General features: G+C 67.4%; 21 protein-coding genes. 14 read left to right on the top strand and 7 right to left on the bottom strand.

Annotated features, from left to right (window positions below; genetic code table 11):
* Nucleotides 1–50: 50 nt before the first annotated feature.
* A complete protein-coding gene (locus BLR02_RS04245) occupies nt 51–1,256 on the top strand; it encodes a CaiB/BaiF CoA transferase family protein (RefSeq protein WP_090660755.1) in 1,206 nt (401 codons plus the stop codon).
* Between the two features lie 55 nt (nt 1,257–1,311).
* Nucleotides 1,312–2,274, top strand: coding sequence for an alpha/beta fold hydrolase (locus BLR02_RS04240; RefSeq protein WP_218127858.1), 963 nt, complete (start codon nt 1,312–1,314; stop codon nt 2,272–2,274).
* Here BLR02_RS04240 and BLR02_RS04235 read toward each other — a convergent pair.
* From BLR02_RS04235 to BLR02_RS04225, 3 genes are read right to left on the bottom strand one after another with little or no spacing between them, the layout of a single operon-like run.
* On the bottom strand, nt 2,252–3,043 hold the full coding sequence (locus BLR02_RS04235) for an SDR family NAD(P)-dependent oxidoreductase (RefSeq protein WP_090660748.1): 792 nt from the start codon (nt 3,041–3,043) through the stop codon (nt 2,252–2,254). The genes BLR02_RS04240 and BLR02_RS04235 overlap by 23 nt on opposite strands.
* Before the next feature lie 28 nt (nt 3,044–3,071).
* On the bottom strand, nt 3,072–4,091 hold the full coding sequence (gene hemB / locus BLR02_RS04230; protein ID WP_090660745.1) for a porphobilinogen synthase: 1,020 nt from the start codon (nt 4,089–4,091) through the stop codon (nt 3,072–3,074).
* Nucleotides 4,088–5,380 (bottom strand): O-acetylhomoserine aminocarboxypropyltransferase/cysteine synthase family protein, encoded by a 1,293-nt coding sequence (locus BLR02_RS04225; RefSeq protein WP_090660742.1) that lies wholly within the window; start codon nt 5,378–5,380, stop codon nt 4,088–4,090. The genes hemB and BLR02_RS04225 overlap by 4 nt, the downstream gene beginning before the upstream one ends.
* A gap of 181 nt (nt 5,381–5,561) precedes the next feature.
* Between BLR02_RS04225 and rpiB the strand changes: the two genes are divergently transcribed.
* Genes rpiB through nrdR form a run of 3 tightly spaced genes read left to right on the top strand, consistent with a single transcriptional unit; the run spans nt 5,562 to nt 7,776 of the window.
* Nucleotides 5,562–6,005 (top strand): ribose 5-phosphate isomerase B, encoded by a 444-nt coding sequence (gene rpiB / locus BLR02_RS04220; RefSeq protein ID WP_090660739.1) that lies wholly within the window; start codon nt 5,562–5,564, stop codon nt 6,003–6,005.
* Between the two features lie 4 nt (nt 6,006–6,009).
* Nucleotides 6,010–7,314: a serine hydroxymethyltransferase gene (gene glyA / locus BLR02_RS04215; RefSeq protein ID WP_090660736.1), complete on the top strand. Its 1,305-nt coding sequence runs from the start codon at nt 6,010–6,012 to the stop codon at nt 7,312–7,314.
* A 9-nt stretch (nt 7,315–7,323) separates the two neighbouring features.
* Nucleotides 7,324–7,776 (top strand): transcriptional regulator NrdR, encoded by a 453-nt coding sequence (gene nrdR / locus BLR02_RS04210; RefSeq protein ID WP_090562676.1) that lies wholly within the window; start codon nt 7,324–7,326, stop codon nt 7,774–7,776.
* A 35-nt stretch (nt 7,777–7,811) separates the two neighbouring features.
* Here nrdR and BLR02_RS04205 read toward each other — a convergent pair whose 3' ends face one another.
* Nucleotides 7,812–9,212 (bottom strand): MmgE/PrpD family protein, encoded by a 1,401-nt coding sequence (locus BLR02_RS04205; protein WP_090562678.1) that lies wholly within the window; start codon nt 9,210–9,212, stop codon nt 7,812–7,814.
* A gap of 101 nt (nt 9,213–9,313) precedes the next feature.
* Here BLR02_RS04205 and BLR02_RS04200 point away from each other — a divergent pair, with 101 nt between their 5' ends.
* The 9 genes from BLR02_RS04200 (at nt 9,314) to mazG (ending at nt 18,350) form a co-directional block, all read left to right on the top strand.
* Nucleotides 9,314–10,279 carry a lytic murein transglycosylase gene (locus BLR02_RS04200; protein ID WP_090562681.1) on the top strand — a complete coding sequence of 322 codons (966 nt, stop codon included), beginning with the start codon at nt 9,314–9,316 and terminating at the stop codon, nt 10,277–10,279.
* An 83-nt stretch (nt 10,280–10,362) separates the two neighbouring features.
* Entirely contained in the window at nt 10,363–11,172 is an 810-nt protein-coding gene (locus BLR02_RS04195; RefSeq protein ID WP_245704602.1) for a septal ring lytic transglycosylase RlpA family protein, read from the top strand.
* A 145-nt stretch (nt 11,173–11,317) separates the two neighbouring features.
* Nucleotides 11,318–12,577, top strand: coding sequence for a D-alanyl-D-alanine carboxypeptidase family protein (locus BLR02_RS04190; RefSeq protein WP_090660728.1), 1,260 nt, complete (start codon nt 11,318–11,320; stop codon nt 12,575–12,577).
* Nucleotides 12,577–13,200 (top strand): dTMP kinase, encoded by a 624-nt coding sequence (gene tmk, locus BLR02_RS04185; protein WP_090660724.1) that lies wholly within the window; start codon nt 12,577–12,579, stop codon nt 13,198–13,200. Before BLR02_RS04190 ends, tmk begins: the two co-directional genes overlap by 1 nt.
* Nucleotides 13,197–14,213 carry a DNA polymerase III subunit delta' gene (locus tag BLR02_RS04180; protein ID WP_090660721.1) on the top strand — a complete coding sequence of 339 codons (1,017 nt, stop codon included), beginning with the start codon at nt 13,197–13,199 and terminating at the stop codon, nt 14,211–14,213. The genes tmk and BLR02_RS04180 overlap by 4 nt, the downstream gene beginning before the upstream one ends.
* An 11-nt stretch (nt 14,214–14,224) precedes the next feature.
* A complete protein-coding gene (gene metG / locus BLR02_RS04175; RefSeq protein ID WP_090660716.1) occupies nt 14,225–15,745 on the top strand; it encodes a methionine--tRNA ligase in 1,521 nt (506 codons plus the stop codon).
* A 3-nt stretch (nt 15,746–15,748) separates the two neighbouring features.
* Nucleotides 15,749–16,525: a TatD family hydrolase gene (locus tag BLR02_RS04170; protein WP_090562696.1), complete on the top strand. Its 777-nt coding sequence runs from the start codon at nt 15,749–15,751 to the stop codon at nt 16,523–16,525.
* A gap of 7 nt (nt 16,526–16,532) precedes the next feature.
* Nucleotides 16,533–17,327, top strand: a complete 795-nt coding sequence (locus BLR02_RS04165) for an MBL fold metallo-hydrolase (protein ID WP_090661553.1) — start codon at nt 16,533–16,535, stop codon at nt 17,325–17,327.
* A 219-nt stretch (nt 17,328–17,546) separates the two neighbouring features.
* Nucleotides 17,547–18,350, top strand: coding sequence for a nucleoside triphosphate pyrophosphohydrolase (gene mazG / locus BLR02_RS04160; RefSeq protein ID WP_090660713.1), 804 nt, complete (start codon nt 17,547–17,549; stop codon nt 18,348–18,350).
* A 434-nt stretch (nt 18,351–18,784) separates the two neighbouring features.
* Here mazG and BLR02_RS04155 read toward each other — a convergent pair whose 3' ends face one another.
* From BLR02_RS04155 to hfq, 3 genes are read right to left on the bottom strand one after another with little or no spacing between them, the layout of a single operon-like run.
* The gene (locus BLR02_RS04155; protein WP_090660711.1) at nt 18,785–19,618 is read right to left on the bottom strand and encodes an inositol monophosphatase family protein; all 834 of its coding nucleotides are present in this window, start codon (nt 19,616–19,618) and stop codon (nt 18,785–18,787) included.
* Nucleotides 19,615–20,967, bottom strand: a complete 1,353-nt coding sequence (gene hflX, locus BLR02_RS04150; protein WP_090562952.1) for a GTPase HflX — start codon at nt 20,965–20,967, stop codon at nt 19,615–19,617. The genes BLR02_RS04155 and hflX overlap by 4 nt, the downstream gene beginning before the upstream one ends.
* A complete protein-coding gene (hfq, locus tag BLR02_RS04145) occupies nt 20,963–21,280 on the bottom strand; it encodes an RNA chaperone Hfq (protein WP_090562955.1) in 318 nt (105 codons plus the stop codon). Before hfq ends, hflX begins: the two co-directional genes overlap by 5 nt.
* Nucleotides 21,281–21,402: the final 122 nt, after the last annotated feature.

Raw genomic sequence — 21,402 nt, 5'->3', positions numbered from 1 at the left:
GCCCGGTCTGGTGCATGAGGGGCTGGTCGGTGATGGGACGGGAGTGGAGAATGCAGGAACCGAGTGGCCCGCTGAAGGGTCTCCGCGTGCTGGACCTGACCAGGGTCCTGGCCGGCCCTACCTGCACCCAGATGCTGGGCGATCTCGGCGCCGAGGTCTTCAAGATCGAGCGGCCCGAGGCGGGCGACGACACCCGCGGCTTCGCCCCGCCCTTCGTGCCGAAGACGAAGGAGTCCGCCTATTTCGTGGGCGTGAACCGCAACAAGAAGTCGGTCACCCTCGACATCGCCAAGCCCGAGGGGCAGGCGATCATCCACCGGATGCTTGAGCACTGCGACATCCTGGTCGAGAACTTCAAGGTCGGCGCTCTGGCGAAATACGGCCTGGGCTGGGAGCAACTGAAGGCGAAGCATCCCCGGCTGATCTATTGCTCGATTACCGGCTTCGGTCAGACCGGGCCCTATGCGCCGCGGCCGGGCTATGACGCGTTGATCCAGGCCATGGGCGGCGTCATGTCCCTTACGGGCGAGCCGAACGGGACGCCGCAGAAGGTGGGGGTGCCGGTCGCCGACCTCTTCGCCGGCCTTTATGGATGCATCGGCATCCTGGCCGCGGTGAACCACCGGAACGCGACGGGTGAGGGGCAGCAGATCGATATCGGCATGCTGGACACCCATGTCGCCTGGCTGGCGAATCAGGGCATGAACTACCTGGCCACCGGCGAGAACCCGCCGCGCCTCGGCAACCAGCACCCGAACATCGCCCCCTACCAGGAATACCCGACCAAGGACGGCTATATCATCCTGGCGGTCGGTAACGACCCGACCTTCGAGCGCTTCTGCAAGGCGAACGGGCTGGAGCACCTGCTGGCCGACGAGCGCTTCGCCACCAACCCGAAGCGGGTGCAGAACCGCCAGCTCGTGACCGACACGCTGACTCCGGTGATGAAATCGAAGACCACTGCCGAATGGATCGAGGCTCTGGAGGCGTTGAAAATCGGCTGCGGTCCGATCAACACGCTGGAACAGGTCTTCGCCGACCCGCATGTGCAGGCGCGGAACATGGTGCTCGAGCTGCCGCATGCCACGGGCGAGACGGTGACAGTGATCGCCAACCCGGTGAAGCTCTCGGCGACGCCACCCGATTATCGCAGCCCACCGCCAGTGCTCGGCCAGCATACCGAGGAGGTACTGGGCGGGTTGCTCGGCCTGCCGGCCACGGAGATCGCGGTGCTGCGGGAGAGGGGTATCCTTTAGGCAGCGGGAGCGCTGCCGCCTTGCGCGCGTTGCTGATGGCATGATGCCATCCTCCGTGCCCTTCCGACCGCGTCCTCCCTGGCTCGGCGGCACCCTGCAGACGATCCGGGCCCTGCGTTGGCCCTGGCCGGCGCGGCTGTCGCCTGGCCATCGGCTCTGGCTGCCGCTGGCGGATGGGGATGCGCTGGCTGCCATGCTGCATTTGCCGGAGCGGGCGTCAGCGCGGCCGTTGGCGGTACTGGTCCATGGGCTGAACGGCACGGAGGACGATCCCTATCTGCGGGAGGCCGCGGCTGGGCTGCTCCGCCGGGGATTTCCGGTGCTCCGGCTGAACCTCCGTGGCAGCGCCCGCAGCCTCGCCCGCAGTACCAGCCACTACCATTTAGGCCGAAGCGAAGACCTGGCCGAGGCCCTCACCCTCCTGCCCGAAGCGCTGACAGGGCAGGGGGTGTTGCTGGCTGGTTGGTCGCTCGGCGGATCGCTGGTCTTGAACCTGCTTGGCCGGGAAGCTGCCAGCTTGCCCCGCATCCTCGGCGCCGCCGCCATTGGACCGCCATTGGAGCCGGAGCAGGCCTATGCGGCGATCGATGCCAACCCCGTGCTCGGCCGGGCCCTGTTGGCGCTTTACAGGCGGGAGGTACTCGCCGTGCCAGCGACCGACCTGCCGGAGCCCTTGCGCCAGGCCGCCCGCCAGGCAGGCTCGCTGACCGAATTCGAGGCGACGGTGACGGCACCGCGCTTCGGCTACCCGTCCTTCGCTGTTTTCTGCGAGGTCAACCGTCCGGCGGCAGCTCTGCCGCGGCTCCGGGTGCCGACGCTGGTGATCATGGCGGAGGATGACCCGCTGGTGCCCATCGCTGCGATGCGGGCCATCGACTGGTCGGCTTGCCCAGCCGCGCTGCCGCTGGCGATCGCCGGCGGTGGACATTGCGGCTTCTACGACCGCGATGCGGAGAGCCTCGCGGTACGGGCCATCGGGGCGCTGTTCGAGGGCGTCAGTAGCCCGGCCGGGGCGTGAGCTCCATCACCGCCTGGTCGAGCCCACCATCCACCAGGATCTCACCGCCGGTAATATAGGCGGCCCGGGCGCTCGCGAGGTAGATCACCGCATCGGCGATGTCCTGCGGAGCGCCGATCCGGCGCAGCGGCAGGATGGCCTCGCGCCGCTCCTTGACGCCGGGAGCCTGGTAGAAGCTCTCCGACATCGGCGTGCGGATCAGACCGGGGCTTACCACATTGCTGCGGATGCCATCCGGTCCCCATTCCAGTGCCAATTGCCGGGAGAGCATGGCCACCGCTGCCTTGCTCGGGCTGTAGCCGCCGCTGCGCGGTTGCGGGTTGCTGGCTGCAATGGAGGCGATATGCACCAGCGCGCCACCTCGCCCCAGCATCTGTGGCCGGAAGGCCTGGGCGCAGAGCAGGTAGCCGGTGAGGTTCACCGCGAGCAGCGTGTTCCATTCCTCGAGGGGAAGCGAAGCGAGGGGGCCGGCACGCAGGATGCCGGCATTGTTCACCAGGATATCGGCCGGCCCGAGCTTGTCGGCCGAGGCGCGGGCAGCATCGGCGATGCTGGCCTCGGAGCCTGTGTCGCAGGCAATGGCGGCGACCCGGCCGCCGGCAAGGGTAAGTTGCTGCTCCAGGGCCAGCAACCCGTCCCGGTCCCGGTCCAGCAGCGCAACAGCGGCACCCGCCTCGACGAAGGAGGTGGCGATCGCCCGTCCCATGCCGCCTGCGGCGCCGGTGACGACCGCGATCCTGTCGGCGAGGCCAAGCCAATCGGTGTTCATCGCTCGATCCTCCTGACCAAGAAGTCGGTCAGCGGCCCTTCAGCAGCCGCGCCGCCTCCACTGCGAAATAGGTCAGCACGCCATTGGCACCCGCGCGCTTGAACCCAAGCAGGCTCTCCATCATCGCCCGCTCATGCTCCAGCCAGCCATTGCGAACGGCGGCCATGATCATCGCGTATTCGCCGCTCACCTGATAAGCGAAGGTGGGGACGCCGAAGCGATCCTTCACCCGGCGCACGATATCGAGATAAGGCATGCCTGGCTTGACCATGACCATGTCCGCGCCCTCGGCAAGGTCGAGCGCAACCTCGCGCAGGGCTTCATCGGAATTGGCCGGGTCCATCTGATAGGTCTTCTTGTCGCCTCGCAACGCCTTTCCGCTGCCGACCGCATCGCGGAAGGGGCCGTAGAAGGCGGAGGCGTATTTGGCGGCGTAGGACATGATCCGGGTGTCGATCAGCCCCGCCTCGTCCAGTGCGCCGCGGATGGCACCGATGCGGCCATCCATCATGTCGGAGGGAGCGATGACGTCGATGCCGGCCTCGGCCTGATTCACCGCCTGGGTGACGAGCACGGCGACGCTGTCATCGTTATGGACATAATCGCCGGTCCGCGTCTCGCGGATCAACCCGTCATGCCCGTGGTCCGTATAAGGGTCGAGCGCCACGTCGCCGACCAAGCCGATCTCGGGGAATTCCCGCTTGAGCAGGCGGGCGGCGCGGCAGATCAGGTTCTCCGGGTTGAGTGCCTCGGTCCCCTCGGCATTCTTCAGCTCCGGCGGAGTCATGGGGAAAAGGGCGATGGCCGGGATGCCGAGCGCGGCCGCCTGTTCCACATGGCCCGCCAGACGGTCGAGGGTGACGCGCACTACGCCCGGCATGGAGGCAACCTCGGTGGTCTGCCCGGCACCCTCGCGGATGAAGATGGGCCAGATGAGGTCATCGACGCTGAGCATGGTCTCGGCGTTCAGCCGGCGGGTCCAGGCATCCCGCCGGTTGCGCCGCATGCGGGTGGCGGGGAAGGCCCCGACCGGGTTGCCGATGGTCATGCTGCCTCCAGCGCCTGGGCGATATCCGCGATGATGTCCTCGACATGCTCGATGCCGATCGAGAGGCGGACATAGCCGGGGGTGACGCCGGTCGCCAATTGCTCCTCGACGGAAAGCTGGCTGTGGGTCGTGGTCGCCGGGTGGATCGCGAGCGACCGGGCATCGCCGATATTGGCGACATGGTAGAGCATCTTCAGGCTGTCGATGAAGCGCGCGCCTGCCTCGGCGCCGCCGGCCATCTCGAAGCCCATCAGGCTGCCATATCCGCCATGCAGCGCAGCATCGGCACGGCGTTTTGCCTCGCCGGCCTGCACGCTGGGGTGGATCACCTTCGTCACCTTCGGATGGGAGGCAAGGAAGGCGGCAACCTTCAAGGCGTTCGCGCAGTGCCGCTCCATGCGCAGCGGCAGCGTCTCCAGCCCCTGGAGGAACATGAAGGCGTTAAAGGGGGACATGGCGGCGCCCATGTCGCGCAACAGGCAGGTCCTCATGCGCAGGATGTAGGCGATGGGGCCGAGCGGCTTCGCCGCCTGGGTCCAGACGGCGCCATGGTAGCTGGGGTCTGGCTGGTTCAGGGTCGGGAAGCGGTTGCCGCCGGCCTCCCAGTCGAAATTGCCGCCATCCACCACGATACCGCCGATGCTGGTGCCATGGCCGCCGATGAACTTGGTCGTCGAATGCATGACGATGGCTGCGCCGAGTGCGAGCGGCTTGCAGATGATGGGAGCCGCGGTGTTGTCCATGATGAGCGGCACGCCGAGGCGGCGGCCGATCGCGGCGACCTCGGCGATCGGGAAGACCTGCAGCTTCGGGTTCGGCAGCGTCTCCGCGTAGTAGCAGCGGGTGCGGGAGTCGGTGGCGCGGGCAAAGCCCTCAGGGTCGGCCGGGTCGACGAAGCGGACCTCGACGCCGAACTGCTTGAGCGTGTTGGCGAAGAGGTTCCAGGTGCCGCCATAGAGGTCGGTCGAGGAGACGATGTTGTCTCCGGCCGAGCACAGGTTGAGCACACAGAAGCTGGTTGCCGCCTGCCCGGAGCCGACCGCGAGCGCCGCCACGCCGCCCTCGATCGCCGCGATGCGTGTCTCCAGCGCGTCGCAGGTCGGGTTCATGATGCGGGTATAGATATTGCCCAGTTCCGACAGGCCGAACAGCCGTGCGGCGTGGCCGGTATCCTGGAACTGGAAGCTGGTGGTCTGGTGGATCGGCACGGCGACCGAGCCGGTGCTCGGGTCCGCCCGGTGGCTGCCGCCATGCAGCGCCAGGGTCTCAGGATTGGTGCTGTTCACCATGGGGTGCTCCTCCGCGGGGCCTATCCGTGCCATGTCCGGCGCCGGGACGGAAGCGGCATGAGGGGCGGGCACCCGGGCACCACCGGAGGCCCCGGCCCTGGCCGGGCGCAGGCCAGGGTTGCACCCAAGTCCTTGTGGGCACCATATCGCGCCTACCCCATGACATGGTAGGGACCAGCCCATGACCCCGCTCACCATCGCTATCGGCGGCGACCATGCCGGGCTGCCGCTCAAGACCGTGCTGCAACAGGCGCTGGTGGATGCCGGCTACAGCCTGATCGATGTCGGTACCAATTCCGCCGACAGCGTCGATTACCCGGACTTCGCCCATCGGGTTGCCGAGACCGTGGAGGCCGGCCAGGCCCGCTTCGGCGTGCTGGTTTGCGGCACCGGGATCGGCGTGCAGATCGCTGCCAACCGCCATGCCGCCATCCGCGCGGCGGTGCTGCATTCGACCACCGAGGCGCGGCTGACACGGGCCCATAACGACGCCAATATTGCCTGCTTCGGGGCCCGCACGACCGGGCCGGAAGTGGCGCTCGATGCGCTACGGGCCTTCCTCGATACCGAATTCGAGGGCGGGCGGCATGCCCGGCGCCTCGCCAAGCTTGCACCGAACGGGTGACGCCATGAACGAGACCACCGCCTATCGCAGCCCTGACCGCTTCTTCAGCGCCTCGGTTGCCGAAGCTGATCCGGAACTTGCCGAGGCCATCGGCCTGGAGCTTGGCCGCCAGCAGGACGGCATCGAGCTGATCGCCTCAGAGAACATCGTCTCCCAGGCGGTCATGGAAGCCCAGGGCTCGGTCCTGACCAATAAATATGCCGAGGGCTACCCCGGCCGGCGCTATTACGGCGGCTGCGAGTTCGTTGACGTGGCGGAGACGCTGGCAATTGAGCGTGCAAAGCAGCTCTTCGGCTGCGGCTTCGCCAATGTGCAGCCGCATAGCGGCGCCCAGGCCAATCAGGCGGTGTTCCTCGCCCTGCTCCAGCCGGGCGATGCCTTCATGGGGCTTGACCTCGCCGCCGGCGGGCACCTGACCCATGGCTCGGCCGCCAACCTCTCGGGCAAGTGGTTCAAGCCTGTCCCCTATACGGTGCGCCGCGAGGATCAGCGGATCGACATGGCGGAGGTCCGCCGGATAGCGCTTGAGAATCGGCCGAAGCTCATCATCGCCGGCGGCAGCGCCTATGCCCGGATCTGGGATTTCAGGGCGTTCCGGGAGATCGCCGACGAAGTGGGCGCCATCTTCATGGTGGACATGGCGCATTTCGCTGGCCTCGTCGCCGGCGGGGCGCATCCCTCGCCATTCCCGCATGCGCATTTGGCAACCACCACCACTCATAAGACGCTGCGTGGGCCACGTGGCGGCATGATCCTCACCAATGACGAGGCGCTGGCGAAGAAGTTCAACTCCGCCGTGTTCCCGGGCCTGCAGGGCGGGCCCCTGATGCATGTCATCGCTGCCAAGGCGGTTGCCTTCGGCGAGGCGCTGAAGCCCGAGTTCCGAGCCTACTCCCGCGCCGTAGTCGCCAATGCGGCGGCGCTGGCGGAGGAGCTGAAGTCCCAGGGCCTAGACCTCGTGACCGGCGGGACGGACAATCACCTGCTGCTGGTTGACCTGCGGCCGAAGAAACTCACCGGCAAGGCGGCCGAGGGTGCGCTGAACCGGGCCCACCTGACCTGCAACAAGAACGCCATCCCCTTCGACCCGGAAAAGCCGATGGTCACCTCCGGCGTCCGCCTCGGCACGCCGGCCGGCACCACCCGTGGCTTCGGCGAGGCGGAGTTCCGCACGATCGGGAAGCTGATCGGTGAGGTTCTGGACGGGCTCGCGCGCGCCAACGACGCGGCGGCGAATTCAGCGGTGGAGGATGGCGTGAAGGCCCGCGTCCTGGAACTCTGCCAGCGCTTCCCGATCTACCGGGGGTGATGGCCTCCGATGCGGTGCCCCTATTGCGGCAGTGACGACACCCAGGTGAAGGATAGCCGCCCGGCAGAGGACGCGGCGGCCATCCGACGCCGCCGCTCCTGCCCGGCCTGCGGCAGCCGCTTCACTACCTTCGAGCGCGTCCAGCTCCGCGAGCTGACCGTCCTGAAGACGGATGGGCGTCGCGCCCCCTTCGACCGGGAGAAGCTCGCCCGCTCCATCCGTGTCGCCCTCCGCAAGCGCCCGGTCGATGAGGACCGGGTGGAACGTATCGTCAATGGGATCCAGCGCCGCCTGGAAACGGAGGCGGATTCCGAGGTCACATCCCGCCAGATCGGCGAGATCGTCATGGAGACGCTGAGGGAAGTGGACCAGGTGGCCTATGTCCGCTTTGCCAGCGTTTACCGCAATTTCGGCGAGGCGAAGGACTTCCGCGCCTTCCTCGGGCAACTCGAGGACAAGTAAGGGGGAGGGGGCATCCCGCTCCCCCCCGTCGCCGGTTACTCGCCTGCCAGCCGCGCCGCCATCATCGGCGCGCCGAGTCGCAGCATGCCGTTCACATCGGCCGCCCGGTCGAGGGTGATCACCGCATCGGCCAGTTGCATCGCCCGCTCGCGCCCGAGCACGGCATCGACCAGCCCGTGGAACTTCGCCCGCAGCTCGGCCTCGGTGAGGAAATTCTCCGGCTCGCCCTTGGCGATCTTCACCAGCCGCACATGCTCCTGCCCGCGGGCCCGAAGGGTCAGCTTGCCGGACATGTATTCCGGGAAGAGGGCCTGGACCTCCGGATCCTCGACGCAGGTCACCTTCGGCAGCACGCTCCGCACCGCCGGGTCCTGCAGCAGCGCATAGCTGTCCCAGCCCATATGGCCGTGCACCAGGCCGCAGGCGACAACGAAGGGCCCGCTGAACTGGCCATCGACAACGTTCTGCGGGTTCTGCTTGTAGGCAAGCGGCGCGCCGACCAGCAGCATGCCCTTGTTCGGCAGCCCCATGGTGACCGCCTCGATCTCCTCCGCCTTGAGGCCGAGCTCCTTGTGGAATTCGATGGCGGCGTCGATGCCGGCATGGCCGTAGCGGCAGGAGGGGTAGGGCTTCACCGCCGTGTTCATCAGCTCGAACTGCTGGCCAAGGCCCTGCAGCGCCCGCTCCGGCACGGGGTTCGGCGCATAGGCACGCAGGAAGCCAGCCTTGCCCTCGAAGGCCTCGGCGGCGCCGCGGAACCCTTCGCGCGCCAGCGTCGCGGCAGCGAGGCCGTTCATCGCGCTCCAGCCGACCTGGAACCGCTTGGTCCAGGCGCCATTGGCAAGGAACTGGAGGCTGCCCGCTGCCTGGGACAACGCGATACCGAAGGCGTCCTGCATCCCCTTGGCATCCAGGCCGAAGACCCGGGCGGCGGCAGCGGCGGCACCAAAGGCACCGCAGGTCGCAGTCGGATGATAGCCGCGGTCGTAATGGTCGCCGCCCGGCAAGGCGAGGGCGAGCCGGCAGGTCACCTCATAGCCGGCGACGATCGCCGAGAGCACGGTACGGCCATTGGCGCCCACCATCTCCGCTGCCGCCAGCGCCGCCGGGATCACCGGAGCGCCGGGGTGGAGCGTGCCGGCCGCATGGGTGTCATCGAAATCGAGGCTATGGGCGAGGGCGCCATTCAACAGAGCGGCGCCGGCCGGGGTGTAGCGCGCGGAGTCACCAAGCACGGCCGAGCCACCTGCGGCGAGACCGAGGGCACGGGCCATCGACAGCAGGGCGGGGGTGCTCTCCGCATCATGCCGTCCACGGACGATATTGCCGACGAGGTCGAGGACCAGGAAGCGGGTGCGCTCCTGCACCTCGGGCGGCAACGTGGCGAAATCGAGCGAGGCACAATAATCGGCAATAATTTCTGTGACGGCGACCATGGCGTTTCCCCTGATTTCCGGGTGATCCTAACACCCTGGTTCTGGCTTCCAAGAGCACGTCATGGTTGCGGTGGCCCGTGCCTCATGGCACCTGTCCGGCCATGCTCCAGCGCCGACTGTTCCTGTCGATTCTCCCGGGCCTCGCCCTGACCCGCCCGGCCGCTGCCGCCACGAGCGGCTTCGATGCCTTTCTGGATGGCGTCCGCACCGATGCCCGGAAGGCGGGCGTCTCGCCGGCTACCTTGCAGCGAGCGCTGACCGGCCTGCGGCCAAATGACCGCGTGCTCGAACTTGACCGCAAGCAGCCCGAAGGGGCTCTGAGCTGGGAGGACTACCGGGACCGCATCGTCTCCCAGACCCGGGTCGAGAATGGGCGCCGTCACTATGGTGAAAGCCGCACCCTCCTGGCGGCCATTGGCACCCGGTACCGGGTCGACCCGCGCGTGATCGTGGCGATCTGGGGCATGGAGACGAATTTCGGTGCGAATACAGGCGGCTTCGGGGTGATCGAAGCGTTGGCGACGCTCGCCTGGGACGGTCGGCGCTCCAGCTATTTCCGTACCGAGCTGATCGCGGCGCTGAAGGTGCTGGATGGCGGCCATATCGCCCCGGCGCGAATGAAGGGCAGCTGGGCCGGCGCGATGGGCCAGCCGCAATTCATGCCGACCAATTTCGAACGGCTGGCAGTGGATTTCGACGGCGATGGCCGGCGTGACATCTGGGACAGCCGCGCCGATGCACTTGCCTCCATTGGCAACTATCTGGCCCGCAATGGCTGGCGCGGAGACGAGCCCTGGGGCCAGGCGGTGCTGGCGCCGCCGGGCTTTGATGGCGAGCGGGCGGAAACCGACGCCAAACGCCCGCTTCGCGACTGGAGCCGAATGGGCTTCCGCCGCATCGATGGCGGGGCGCTGCCGGGCTCGGAGATCGAGACGAGCCTGATCCTGCCCCGCAACGGAACGACCCAGGTCTTCCTCTGCCACCATAATTTTCGGGTCATCCGCAGGTACAATCCGCCGGTGAACTACGCGCTGGCTGTGGGGCTGCTCTCGGATCGCTTCGGTTGAGGGTATGCGTCGCCCTGACGTTCGCCATGCTGGCAGCGGGCTGCAATCGCCAAGCCCCGCCCGCGGCGTCGATTGGCCGCTACATGCTGGGCGAGCCCTATGCGATGGGCGGCGTCTGGTCCTATCCGCAGGAGGATTTCGGCCTTGAGGAAAGCGGCATCGCCGCCGTCCTGCCGCGTGGCCGCTCGGGCCAGCGAACCGTCAATGGCGAGGTCTATGACCCGGACCGCCTTATCGGCGCCCACCGTACCCTGCAGTTGCCGGCGATCCTCACGGTCTGGAATTTGGAGAATGGGCGGGAGGTCCGCATCCGGGTGAATGACCGGGGGCCGTCCCAGCCTGGGCGGATCGTCGGCCTCTCGCTTCGGACCGCGCAACTGCTCGGCATTCCGGCCAATGCCGCGGCTCAAGTGCGCATCCGGGTCGAGACCGGGCCGAGTCGTGCACTCGCTGCCGGCCTGCCCAGCCCGGAGCGGCCCGCGATCGCCCTCGCTGCCGCGCCGCGGCCCACGGTCGAGACCGAGGCGCTGCCTCCATTGCCCGGCACGCGGGAAGCAGCCCGGCGCGCGGTCCCAGGGCGGATGGCGGCGCAATCCCTGGCTGAGGCGGCGCCAAAACTGCCACCGGACCCGCTGCCGGAGACCGTCACGACCCGTCAGGCCATGCCAGGGCGCTTGATGATCGAGGCCGGAGTATTCTTCCGGCGTGACTTGGCGCAGCGCCAGGCGGCCCGGCTGGCCGGCCTCTCACCGCGCGTGGAGCCCGTCGGCGGGGGGCGCCAGCCGCAATTCCGGGTGGTCGCCGGACCTTATCCAAACCTCGCCGCCGCCGATCGGGCGGTCAGCGCCATATTGCAGGCGGGCTTGCCAGAGATCCGGCTGAGGGTTGAGTGAGGCGGCCAGCGGATCGGATATTCACTGGCAAAAGCGCCCGCCAAGCCACGCCAGACATTCGAATTCAGCAGGGATCACACAAGGCCTTGAGCCTCCGGGGGGCAACGGCGTATGCGAGACGGCCTGCACCGGAGTCTGCCTCGCCATGCCATCCCGCCCTGATGCCCCGCAGCCCGGCGTCCTGGGTTCCACGCGCCGCCGCAGCCTGATCCTGCCGGTCGCCGCGGCGCTGACCTCCGGCAGCCTGCCGGCCCTGGCCCAGCCGCGCTCCGGTGCCAGCCGCCCCGGCGCGGGACAGCGTGCCCCGACCGGCCCGGCGCCGACCCCGGCCAATACGCCGCTCGGTCCCTTCGACACCATCGCCCGCCAAGCCTTCATTATTGATGCCGACACCGACGCGGTGCTGCTCGAGAAGAATGCCGATGAGCGGATGCCGCCATCCTCCATGTCGAAGCTGATGACCATGTACGTGGTCTTCAGCATGCTGAAGGAGGGCCGCCTCAAGCTCGAGCAGGAGCTTCCGGTCAGCGAGCGCGCCTGGCGGATGCAGGGCAGCAAGATGTTCGTCCAGATCGGCAGCACCGTACCGGTCGAGGCGCTGATCCGCGGTGTCATCGTACAGTCGGGCAACGATGCCTGCATCGTGCTGGCCGAGGGCATCTCCGGCTCTGAGCAGCAGTTTGCCGAATTGCTGAACGAACAGGGCAAGCAGATCGGCCTGACCGACAGCACCTTCCGCAACGCCACCGGCTGGCCGGACCCGGAGCACCGGATGACCTGCCGCGACCTCGCCCGGGTGGCGCGGCGGATCATCAACGACTTTCCCGAATACTATAAGTACTACAACGAGCGCAGCTTCACCTGGAACGGCATCAGCCAGGAGAACCGTAACCCGGCCCTCGCCAAGGTGCCCGGTGCCGATGGGCTCAAGACCGGCCATACCGAGGAAGCGGGCTACGGCCTGACCGCCAGCGCCAAGCGCGGCGACCGCCGCCTCATCATGGTCTTCAACGGGATGCCGACCATGCGGGCACGGGGCGAGGAAAGCGAGCGCCTGCTCGAATGGGGCTTCCGCGAATTCGAGAATGTCGTCCTTTTCCGCGCGGCCGATGTGATCGAGGAGGTGCCGGTGCATCTCGGCGACCGGCGGACGGTCCCGCTGGTCGGCGGCAAGGATGTGGTGGTGACCCTGCCGCGGCAGTGGCGGCAGCGCCTGCAGGCACGGGTGAAGTATGAGGCGCCGATCGCAGCGCCGGTGCTGAAAGGCCAGGAGCTGGGCCGCCTCGAGGTGTCCGGTCAGGGCGTGCCGAATCTGTCCCTGCCGCTGCTGGCTGGGGCCGATGTGGATCGGCTGGGGCTGGTTGCGCGCATCCCGGCAGTGATCGGCCGGTGGTTCGGTAGCTGATGGCTGGTCGTGGCCGCTTCATCACCTTGGAGGGCGGCGAGGGGGCCGGGAAATCCACCCAGGCGGCCCGGCTGGTCGCTGCTCTGGCGGCCGACGGCATCCCCGTCATTCGGACCCGGGAGCCGGGTGGAGCGCCCGGAGCCGAGGCGATCCGCGGGATCCTGTTGGGGCAGGGGAGTTGGGACAGCATTGCCGAGTGCATGTTGCATTTCGCAGCCCGGCGGGAGCATGTCGCCCGCACCATCCGGCCGACACTCGAGGCCGGGACCTGGGTGGTGTCCGACCGATTCACCGACTCGACGCTCGCCTATCAATGCTTCGGGCAGGGCGTGTCGCGCAGTGTCTTCGATGCGCTGGCCGCTGTTGCGCTGGAGGGGTTGAAGCCGGATCTGACCCTGGTGCTCGAGATCGCACCTGAGGAAGGGCTGGCTCGCGCCGCGGCCCGTGGTGACAGCAATCGCTACGAGGCGATGGATACCGCCTTCCACGCCCGGGTCCGCGCAGGCTTCCGTGCGATCGCGGCCGAAGACCCTGGGCGCTGCCTGCTGGTTGACGCCAGCGACAGCCCTGAGGGCGTGGCCGCCGTCATCCTGAAGACCGTCCGCACCCGCCTGCTGCCGTGACGCCGCCCGAGCCCCGCGCCAATCCCGAACTGGTCGGACATGACGACGCGGCCCGTACCCTGGAGGAAGCCACCCACTCCGGGCGCCTGCCACATGCCTGGCTGATCGCCGGCCCCTCCGGAGTCGGGAAGGCGACGCTCGCCTACCGCTTCGCCCGCTGGCTGCTGGCGGGGCAACCCCCGACTCCGCCGGGTGCGGTGCCGCTCTTCCTGCCGGCGGAGCATCCCATCTTTCGGCGCATCGCCGCTGGCGCCCATGCTGACCTGTTCAGCATGGCGCCCAATGCCGGCGAGCGGGGGAAGAAGGAAGTTCTGCGAGCGGAGGATGCCCGGGCTGCCCTTCGCTTTATGGCCATGACCGCCGCCGAAGGCGGCTGGCGCGCCGTGGTGGTGGAGGAGCTGGAGCGGGCCGAGCGCGAGGTGGTGCCCAATATCCTGCTGAAGACGCTGGAGGAACCGCCACCCCGTACCGTCCAGCTCCTCGTCACCAGCGCACCGGACCGGCTGTTGCCGACCATCCGCAGCCGCTGCCGCCGCCTCGACTTGGCACCGCTGCCGGATGCCACGATGGAAGGCCTGCTCGGCCGCTGGCTGCCCGAACTCGGCGGGGCGGAGCGTGCCGGGCTTGCCCGCATCGCCGATGGCTGCCCCGGCCGCGCGCTGTTGCTGGCCGAGGGGGAGGGGCTGGCGCTGCAGTCCCTGGTCGAGGAGGTGCTGGCAGGGCTGCCGCGCCTCGACCCGCGCCGCGCCCAGGACATCGCCGACCGCGTGACCGGCCGGCGCGATGCCTCGGCGCTGACAACCTTCATGCTCCTGCTCCGCCGTGCCATGGCCGCCGGGCTGCGTCAGGCGGCGCGGGAGGGCAGGGCACTGCCCTGGGCGGAGGGGCGCTCGCTTGCCGAGTGGTCCACCCTGTGGGAGAAGCTGGGCCGCCTCGCGGATGAGACGGAGCGGTTGAACCTCGACCGCAAGCAGGCCGTCCTGAGCAGCCTCGGGATGCTCACGGTCCGCTGAAAGACGCAACCATGGCAACGAAATACTTCACCACCCCAATCTACTACGTGAACGACAGGCCCCATATCGGCCATGCCTACACGTCGCTCGCCACCGACGTCACGGCGCGCTGGGCGCGCCTCTCGGGCCATCAGGTCTTCTTCCTGACCGGCACGGACGAGCACGGCCAGAAAGTGGAAAAGGCGGCCCAGGATGCGGGGATGGACCCGCAAGGCTTCACCGACCGGGTCAGCCAGCATTTCCGCGACCTGGCGGCGACCATGGGCTTCTCCAATGACGACTTCATCCGTACCACCGAGCCTCGCCACAAGGCCGCCTGCCAGGCGCTATGGGAGGAGCTGGTGCGGCGCGAGGAGATCTATCTCGGCCATTACGAGGGCTGGTACGCGGTGCGGGACGAGGCCTTCTACGGCCCGGACGAGATCGAGGAGCGGGACGGCAAGCGTTTCGCCCCGACCGGCGCGCCGGTCGAATGGGTGAGGGAGCCGAGCTACTTCTTCCGCCTCTCGAAATGGGGCCCCTGGCTGCTCGACTTCTACCGCGACAATCCGGATTTCATCGCCCCGGCCTCTCGCCGGAACGAGGTCATGCGCTTCGTCGAAGGCGGGCTGCAGGATCTCTCCATCAGCCGCACCAGTTTCACCTGGGGCATTCCCGTGCCGGGCGACCCGGCGCATGTGATGTATGTCTGGTTGGATGCGCTGACCAATTACATCACCGCGGCAGGCTATCCGGACGTCTCCGCCGAGCGCTGGCGCTTCTGGCCGGCTGATGTGCACTTCGTCGGCAAGGACATTGTCCGCTTCCATGCCATCTACTGGCCGGCCTTCCTGGCAGCCGCCGGGCTCGCCCCGCCGCGCCGGGTCTTCGCCCATGGCTGGTGGACCAATGAGGGGCAGAAGATCTCGAAAAGCCTCGGCAACGTCATCGACCCGCTGAGGCTCGTCGAGGAATACGGGCTCGACCCGGTGCGCTACTTCCTGCTGCGCGAGGTGCCCTTCGGCAATGACGGCGACTTCTCCCGCGCCGCGCTGATCGGCCGGCTGAACGGGGAGCTGGCGGATACGCTCGGCAACCTGGCCAACCGTACCCTCTCCCTCATCCAGCGGAATTGCGGCGGCACCTTGCCCGCCGCAGCCGAGGCAGCGCCCGAGGATGCCGAACTGCTCGGCGGCCTCGCAAGCCTGCCTGGTCGGGTCGGCGCCCTGGTGGAGCGGCAGGAATTCCATCTGGCCCTGGAAGCCATCCTCTCCGAGGCACGGGCTGCGAATGGCTACATCACCCTCCAGGCCCCCTGGGCGCTGAAGAAGACGGACCTGGTCCGCATGGCCGTGGTCCTGCGGCATCTGCACACCGCGCTGCGGGTCTTCGCCACCGTGCTGCAGCCATTCATGCCGGGCACCATGGCAGCGATGCTCGACCAACTCGGCGTGTCGGCGGAGGGCCGGGGGCTCGCTGCCCTGGCACAGCCCTTGCCTGAGGGGACGGCGCTGCCGCCGCCCACCCCGTTGTTCCGTAAGGTCGAGAGCTGAAGGATGCTGGTCGATAGCCATTGCCACCTCGATTACTTCACCGAGGCCGAGATCGAGGAGTTGGTCGGCCGGGCCCGTTCGGCGGGGGTCGGGCTGATGGTCACCATCGGCGTCCGCGTCGGCCAGGCAGCCGCAGTGAAGGCGTTGACCGAACGCTTCCCGGATGTCTGGGGCACGGTCGGCGTCCATCCGCACAATGCCGGAGAGCCTGAAGGGCTGCCGACGGTCGAGGAGATCGCGGCGCTGGCCGACCATACACGCATCATCGGCATCGGTGAGAGTGGACTCGACTATTTCTATGACAAGTCACCACGCGACCTGCAGGCGGAGGGCTTTCGTCGGCATATCCGCGCGGCGCGGATGACCGGCCTGCCGATCGCCATTCACGCACGCCAGGCGGATGACGATATCGTCCGTATCCTGCGCGAAGAGCGCGAGTCGGGCGGCCCCTTCGACTTCCTGTTGCACTGCTTCTCTTCTGGAGCCGAGCTGGCGCGGCAGGCGGTGGCAATGGGTGGCTATATCTCCTTTTCCGGCATCCTGACCTTCCCGAAATCCCAGGAAATCCGCGCGATCGCCGCCGAGTTGCCGTCCGAACGGCTACTGGTGGAGACGGACAGCCCCTATCTCGCCCCCGCTCCGCTCCGCGGGAAGCGCTGCGAGCCGGCCTATGTGGCGCACACCGCCCGCGTCTTGGCTGAAACCCGCGGTATCACCCAGGCCGAGGTGGAGGCGCTGACTACCGCGAATTTCCGCCGCCTGTTCCGTCGGGTGGCCTGAGCTCGTGCTGCGCGTCACGATCCTCGGCTGCGGCGGCTCCGGAGGCGTGCCGCTGATCGGTGGGGTGGGCGAGGGGGGTGAATGGGGTGAATGCGACCCCACCGAGCCACGCAACCGGCGAACTCGCACATCCGCTCTTGTCGAGAGCTCGGATGGGCAGCGGCTGCTGATCGATGCCGGGCCCGATCTCCGTCAGCAACTGCTTGCAGCTGGAGCCGGCCGGCTCGATGCGATCATCTTCACCCATGCTCATGCCGATCACTGCCTCGGCATCGACGACTTGCGTCAGATCAACCGCAACATTGGGCGGGCGCTCGACGCCTATGGGACCAAGACGACCCTCCAGAAACTGGATGACCGTTTCGACTATGCCTTCATCGGGCCGACGCCGCCGTTTTTCTACCGGCCGGCGCTCGAGGGAAAGCGCGTGGCCTATGGCGACCGCTTCGAGGCAGCCGGGCTGCCGGTGGAGGTCTTTCGTCAGGACCATGGTGTGATGGACACGCTTGGCATCCGCATCGGCCGCTTCGCTTATTCGACCGATGTCGTGATGTTGCCGGAGGAGAGCATGCCGGCGCTGGAGGGACTGGATACCTGGGTGGTCGGTTGCTTTCAGCCCGGGCCGCACAAGGTGCACGCTAACTTGGAACAGGTGTTCCAGTGGGTCGAGCGGCTGAAGCCACGGCGAACCGTGCTGACGCATATGGGCACCGCCATGGACTATGCGCGGCTGTGGCGCGAACTGCCGCCAGGGATTGAGCCTGCGCATGATGGGCTGGTGCTCGAAGTGCCGCTGGACTGAGGCGTCCCGGTTACAGAGGCTGACCAGAAAGACACGGTCAACACCCCGAACACGCTGCCCACAGGCTTACCCACCAGCTTATCCCCAGGCTATTTCTTTCCATAATATATCTTATGCGACTAAATTTCATGGGGATAACCCATGGGGATAATTTGCCTGAATTGCTCCTGCGACCGGTTTCTGCGACGGGAAACCCACCCTTCTAGCGGAAGCCCCACCATGGCCGAGACCCCGACCCCTGAAGCCGCCTTGTCCCGGCTGCTTGCCATCATGGCTCGATTGCGGGCGCCGGATGGCTGCCCCTGGGACCAGCTGCAGGATTTCCAAACGATCGCGCCCTATACGATCGAAGAAGCCTTCGAAGTGGCTGACGCGATCCGTCGCGGACCGGATTTCCCGGCGCTGCTGGACGAACTCGGGGATCTGTTGTTCCAGGTTGTCTATCACGCCCGCATGGCGGAGGAGTTGGGCCATTTCGCCTTCACCCAAGTCGCCGAGGCGATCAGCGACAAGATGGTCCGCCGCCATCCGCATGTCTTCGGCGAGGCCGCGGCCCGGGATGCCGGTGCGCAGGTCGCCGCCTGGGAAGTGCAGAAGGCTGCCGAGCGAGCCGCCCGGGCGGAGACCGGGGCGCTGGCTGGAATTCCGACCAACCTCCCTGCCCTGACCCGTGCTGCCAAGCTGACACGCCGCGCCGCAAGAGTCGGCTTCGATTGGCCGGATGCGGCCGGTGTCCTCGACAAGCTCGAGGAGGAAGCGGCGGAGCTACGGGCAGAGTTACCCAAGGCCGACCCCAGTCGGCTCGCTGACGAGGTCGGCGACTTGCTGTTCGTCCTCGCCAACCTGGCCCGGAAGCTTGATCTCGACCCGGAGGAATGCCTGCGTGGTGCCAATGCTAAATTCGAGCGGCGCTTTCAGGGCGTGGAGACGCGTTTGGCGACCCGCGGGCTGACTCCGGGCGACACCTCGCTTGAGGAGATGGAAAGCGAGTGGCAGGCCGTGAAAAAGGCTGAAAAACAGTAATGTAAAGCGCTTAACATGCGCTGAACTCGCAGCCTACGCCGTTGGAAATATTTTTCATGCGATTGTAAATAATTCACAAATTGCTGAAAATTTCTCGCCGCTTGGTGTCACGTTCGGCCAGCGCAGAAGAGTTCGTGAACATAAAGCGAACTCTTTTGTCTGGGTCAGGTATGGCGCTGCCTGTTCGGCAGAGATCATCCCCATCGGCTTGCGAGCACACGACACCCAGGGTGGTCGCAGGTTGGAACACGCAAGGCCCCTGCCCCGTCGCTCATTCCACCAGGCTCAAGGCACAAGGTTGCCAAGCCGGTGGCTGGGACGACGAACAGCTTCCCAGGAAGCGGTCAGAGCTCGGGGCTGGATCGGGAGCAGGGTGGAAACGATACTTGGAAGGAAGATGCTTCCCTGGCGGAGGCGTCTTTAGCCTTTGCCGCTTACTCAGCCAGTAAAGCTTCCCGCAGGGACTCCCAGCTGGACCGGTCCGGGGCGACGATCAGCCCGCCCGTGGTGCGGTCCGGCCCATAGGGGCTGCCATCGAAGCGAGCGGCATAGCCGCCGGCCTCGCGATGCAGCAGCCAGCCCGGCGCGTGATCCCAAGGCATCAGCTTGTTGTAGATCAAGGCATGGACATGGCCGCCGGCGGCAAGCCGGTACTCATGCGCGGCGCAGCGAAAATTCACACTGGCTGCCAGCCGAGGGAGACGGCTGGTAATGCGGCTGCGCATCGGCTCCTGCATCCAGCTCCAAGAGACGGAGGCAACCATCCGACTGACCGGTACTGGCGCAGCCACCTGCAGATCCCGCCGATGTCCATCCGGTGCCTCGATCCAGGCGCCCTCCCCCCGCAAGGCCAGGGCTGTATCATCGCCAAGTGGGTCGTGAATCCAGCAAGCCGCGATCTCGCCCCCGATGATCGCCGCGGCCATGCAGCCGAAGAGCGGCAGGCCGGCGGCGAAATTGGCCGTGCCGTCCACCGGATCAACGACGAAAGCCAGACCCGCCCCGGCAAGCGTATCGAGCACCGTCGGGTCAGCCGACGTCGCCTCTTCGCCGACGACAACGCAGCCAGGGAAGCGCTTCAGCAGGCCCGCGGTAATGACCCGCTCCGCCGCCTCATCCGCATCCGTGACAAGGTCAAGAGGGCCGCTCTTGGTTCGTACGGCCCCAGTGGAAAGGCGGCGGAAGCGCGGTAGGATCTCGGTGCGCGTTGCCTCCCGCAGCAGTTGGGCCACCTCGCCCATTACCCGGGCGTCAAGCCGAGGGGTCATGGCGAGGGCTGCTCAAAGCGGGCGCGGTCGCTTGGTGAGAGACGCACGGTCACCTGCACATCCTTTTCGGTATCGGCACGTTCGATCACTTCGCCATGTCGATAGAGCCATGCGAGCCTCGCCCCGTCTGCCGATGGGATGGCGTAGCGGACCGTCTCCATATTGGCGGAGAGACGGGCATCGAGCGTCTCGAGCAGCTGCGGCAGCCCCTCACCCGTCAAAGCCGAGACGGCAACGGCCGAGTCGGCAGCGCCGCCAGGCACCGCGCCGACGCCACCAAGCAGATCGGCCTTGTTCAGCACCTCCAGCACCCGGCGCTGCCAGCCCTCGTCCAGAGGCGCATTGGCGCCCTCGGCCATCTCCTCCAGCACGCGGAGCACATCGGCCCGCTGCGCCGCCGTGTCGGGATGGGCCACATCCCGCACATGCAGGATGATATCGGCGGCCGCGACCTCCTCGAGCGTCGCCCGGAAGGCCTCGACCAACTGGGTTGGCAACTCCGAAATGAAGCCGACGGTATCCGACAGGATGGCTCGCCGGCCGGATGGCAGGCGGATGCCGCGCATCGTCGGGTCGAGGGTGGCGAAGAGCTGATCCTGAGCATAGACGCCGGCGCCGGTTAGGGCGTTGAACAGCGTCGACTTGCCGGCATTGGTGTAGCCGACGAGCGCGATGACCGGATAGGGCACCTTCTCCCGCTGCCGCCGGTGCAGGCCGCGGGTGCGCCGCACCTGGTCCAGTTCCTTCTTCAGCTTCACCATGCGGTCGGTGATCAGGCGGCGGTCGATTTCGATCTGCGATTCGCCTGGGCCGCCGAGGAAGCCGAAGCCGCCGCGCTGCCGCTCCAGATGGGTCCAGGACCGCACCAGGCGAGTGCGCTGGTAGTCAAGATGGGCGAGTTCGACCTGCAGCGCGCCCTCCTTGGTGCGGGCGCGCTCGCCGAAGATCTCGAGGATCAGGCCGGTGCGATCGATGACCTTGCAGCGCCACTCCCGCTCGAGGTTGCGCTGCTGCACCGGGGAGAGCGCAGCATCCACCACAACCAACGCCACCCGTTGGTCGTCGATCGCCTGCCGCGCCGCGGCGACCTGGCCCTCGCCCAGATAGGTGCTGGGGCGCCGTTCGCGCAGCGGGTAGATCGCCTGATGGACGATGGTCACGCCGATGCTGGCGGCAAGGCCAACGGCCTCCGCCAGGCGGGCCTCCGCTGCCCGGGGCGCCGCCTCATGCTGTTGCGACCCTATGCTCCGGGGCTGCCGCTCATATGGCAGGATGACGGCGGCCCGGGTTGGACCGGTATCGGATCCATCGCCCCGGTCATTCGCCGGAGCGGGAAGCCCTTGTTCAATCTCCGCCGACAGGGTTGGCCTCACGGTTCATGGTCAAAGTGGTGCCCTCGCGGGACACGCTCGCGCCTTCACGCGCGGCCGCGGTGGCATCGAAGAGCTGGATCGGTGCACCCGGCATCACGGTGCTGATCGCATGCTTGTAGACCAATTGGGTATGACCGTCCCTGCGGAGAAGGACGGAGAAATTGTCGAACCAGGTAATAATTCCCTGAAGTTTGACGCCATTCACGAGGAAGATCGTGACCGGCGTCTTGCTCTTGCGAACGTGGTTCAGGAACACGTCCTGCACGTTCTGGGACTTCTCGGCTGCCATGGCTCGGTCCTTCTTGTTCTTGGCGGCCACTCGAATGGCGGCGCGCCCGAGACGGGTTACCCCGCCGGAGGGCGCACCATCCATCCTCGGGCTGCTCTTTGCAAGGCATGCGAGGTCCCGGC

Origin of the sequence: Belnapia rosea (assembly GCF_900101615.1) — a bacterium.
Taxonomy (GTDB): Bacteria; Pseudomonadota; Alphaproteobacteria; order Acetobacterales; family Acetobacteraceae; genus Belnapia; species Belnapia rosea.
Note: the sequence above shows the minus strand (reverse complement) of the source record. Positions and strands in the feature narration are given on the sequence as shown.

Excerpts from the sequence above, each read along its gene's own strand:
- mazG (WP_090660713.1), top strand. The coding sequence starts at position 17,547 with ATGGCCGAGACCCCGACCCCTGAAGCCGCCTTGTCCCGGCTGCTTGCC.
- glyA (WP_090660736.1), top strand. The coding sequence starts at position 6,010 with ATGAACGAGACCACCGCCTATCGCAGCCCTGACCGCTTCTTCAGCGCC.
- tmk (WP_090660724.1), top strand. The coding sequence starts at position 12,577 with ATGGCTGGTCGTGGCCGCTTCATCACCTTGGAGGGCGGCGAGGGGGCC.
- BLR02_RS04225 (WP_090660742.1), bottom strand. The coding sequence starts at position 5,380 with ATGGTGAACAGCACCAATCCTGAGACCCTGGCGCTGCATGGCGGCAGC.
- nrdR (WP_090562676.1), top strand. The coding sequence starts at position 7,324 with ATGCGGTGCCCCTATTGCGGCAGTGACGACACCCAGGTGAAGGATAGC.
- metG (WP_090660716.1), top strand. The coding sequence starts at position 14,225 with ATGGCAACGAAATACTTCACCACCCCAATCTACTACGTGAACGACAGG.
- BLR02_RS04205 (WP_090562678.1), bottom strand. The coding sequence starts at position 9,212 with ATGGTCGCCGTCACAGAAATTATTGCCGATTATTGTGCCTCGCTCGAT.
- hfq (WP_090562955.1), bottom strand. The coding sequence starts at position 21,280 with ATGGCAGCCGAGAAGTCCCAGAACGTGCAGGACGTGTTCCTGAACCAC.
- BLR02_RS04235 (WP_090660748.1), bottom strand. The coding sequence starts at position 3,043 with ATGAACACCGATTGGCTTGGCCTCGCCGACAGGATCGCGGTCGTCACC.
- hemB (WP_090660745.1), bottom strand. The coding sequence starts at position 4,091 with ATGACCATCGGCAACCCGGTCGGGGCCTTCCCCGCCACCCGCATGCGG.
- BLR02_RS04155 (WP_090660711.1), bottom strand. The coding sequence starts at position 19,618 with ATGACCCCTCGGCTTGACGCCCGGGTAATGGGCGAGGTGGCCCAACTG.
- BLR02_RS04200 (WP_090562681.1), top strand. The coding sequence starts at position 9,314 with ATGCTCCAGCGCCGACTGTTCCTGTCGATTCTCCCGGGCCTCGCCCTG.
- BLR02_RS04245 (WP_090660755.1), top strand. The coding sequence starts at position 51 with ATGCAGGAACCGAGTGGCCCGCTGAAGGGTCTCCGCGTGCTGGACCTG.
- rpiB (WP_090660739.1), top strand. The coding sequence starts at position 5,562 with ATGACCCCGCTCACCATCGCTATCGGCGGCGACCATGCCGGGCTGCCG.
- BLR02_RS04190 (WP_090660728.1), top strand. The coding sequence starts at position 11,318 with ATGCCATCCCGCCCTGATGCCCCGCAGCCCGGCGTCCTGGGTTCCACG.
- BLR02_RS04195 (WP_245704602.1), top strand. The coding sequence starts at position 10,363 with ATGCTGGGCGAGCCCTATGCGATGGGCGGCGTCTGGTCCTATCCGCAG.
- BLR02_RS04170 (WP_090562696.1), top strand. The coding sequence starts at position 15,749 with ATGCTGGTCGATAGCCATTGCCACCTCGATTACTTCACCGAGGCCGAG.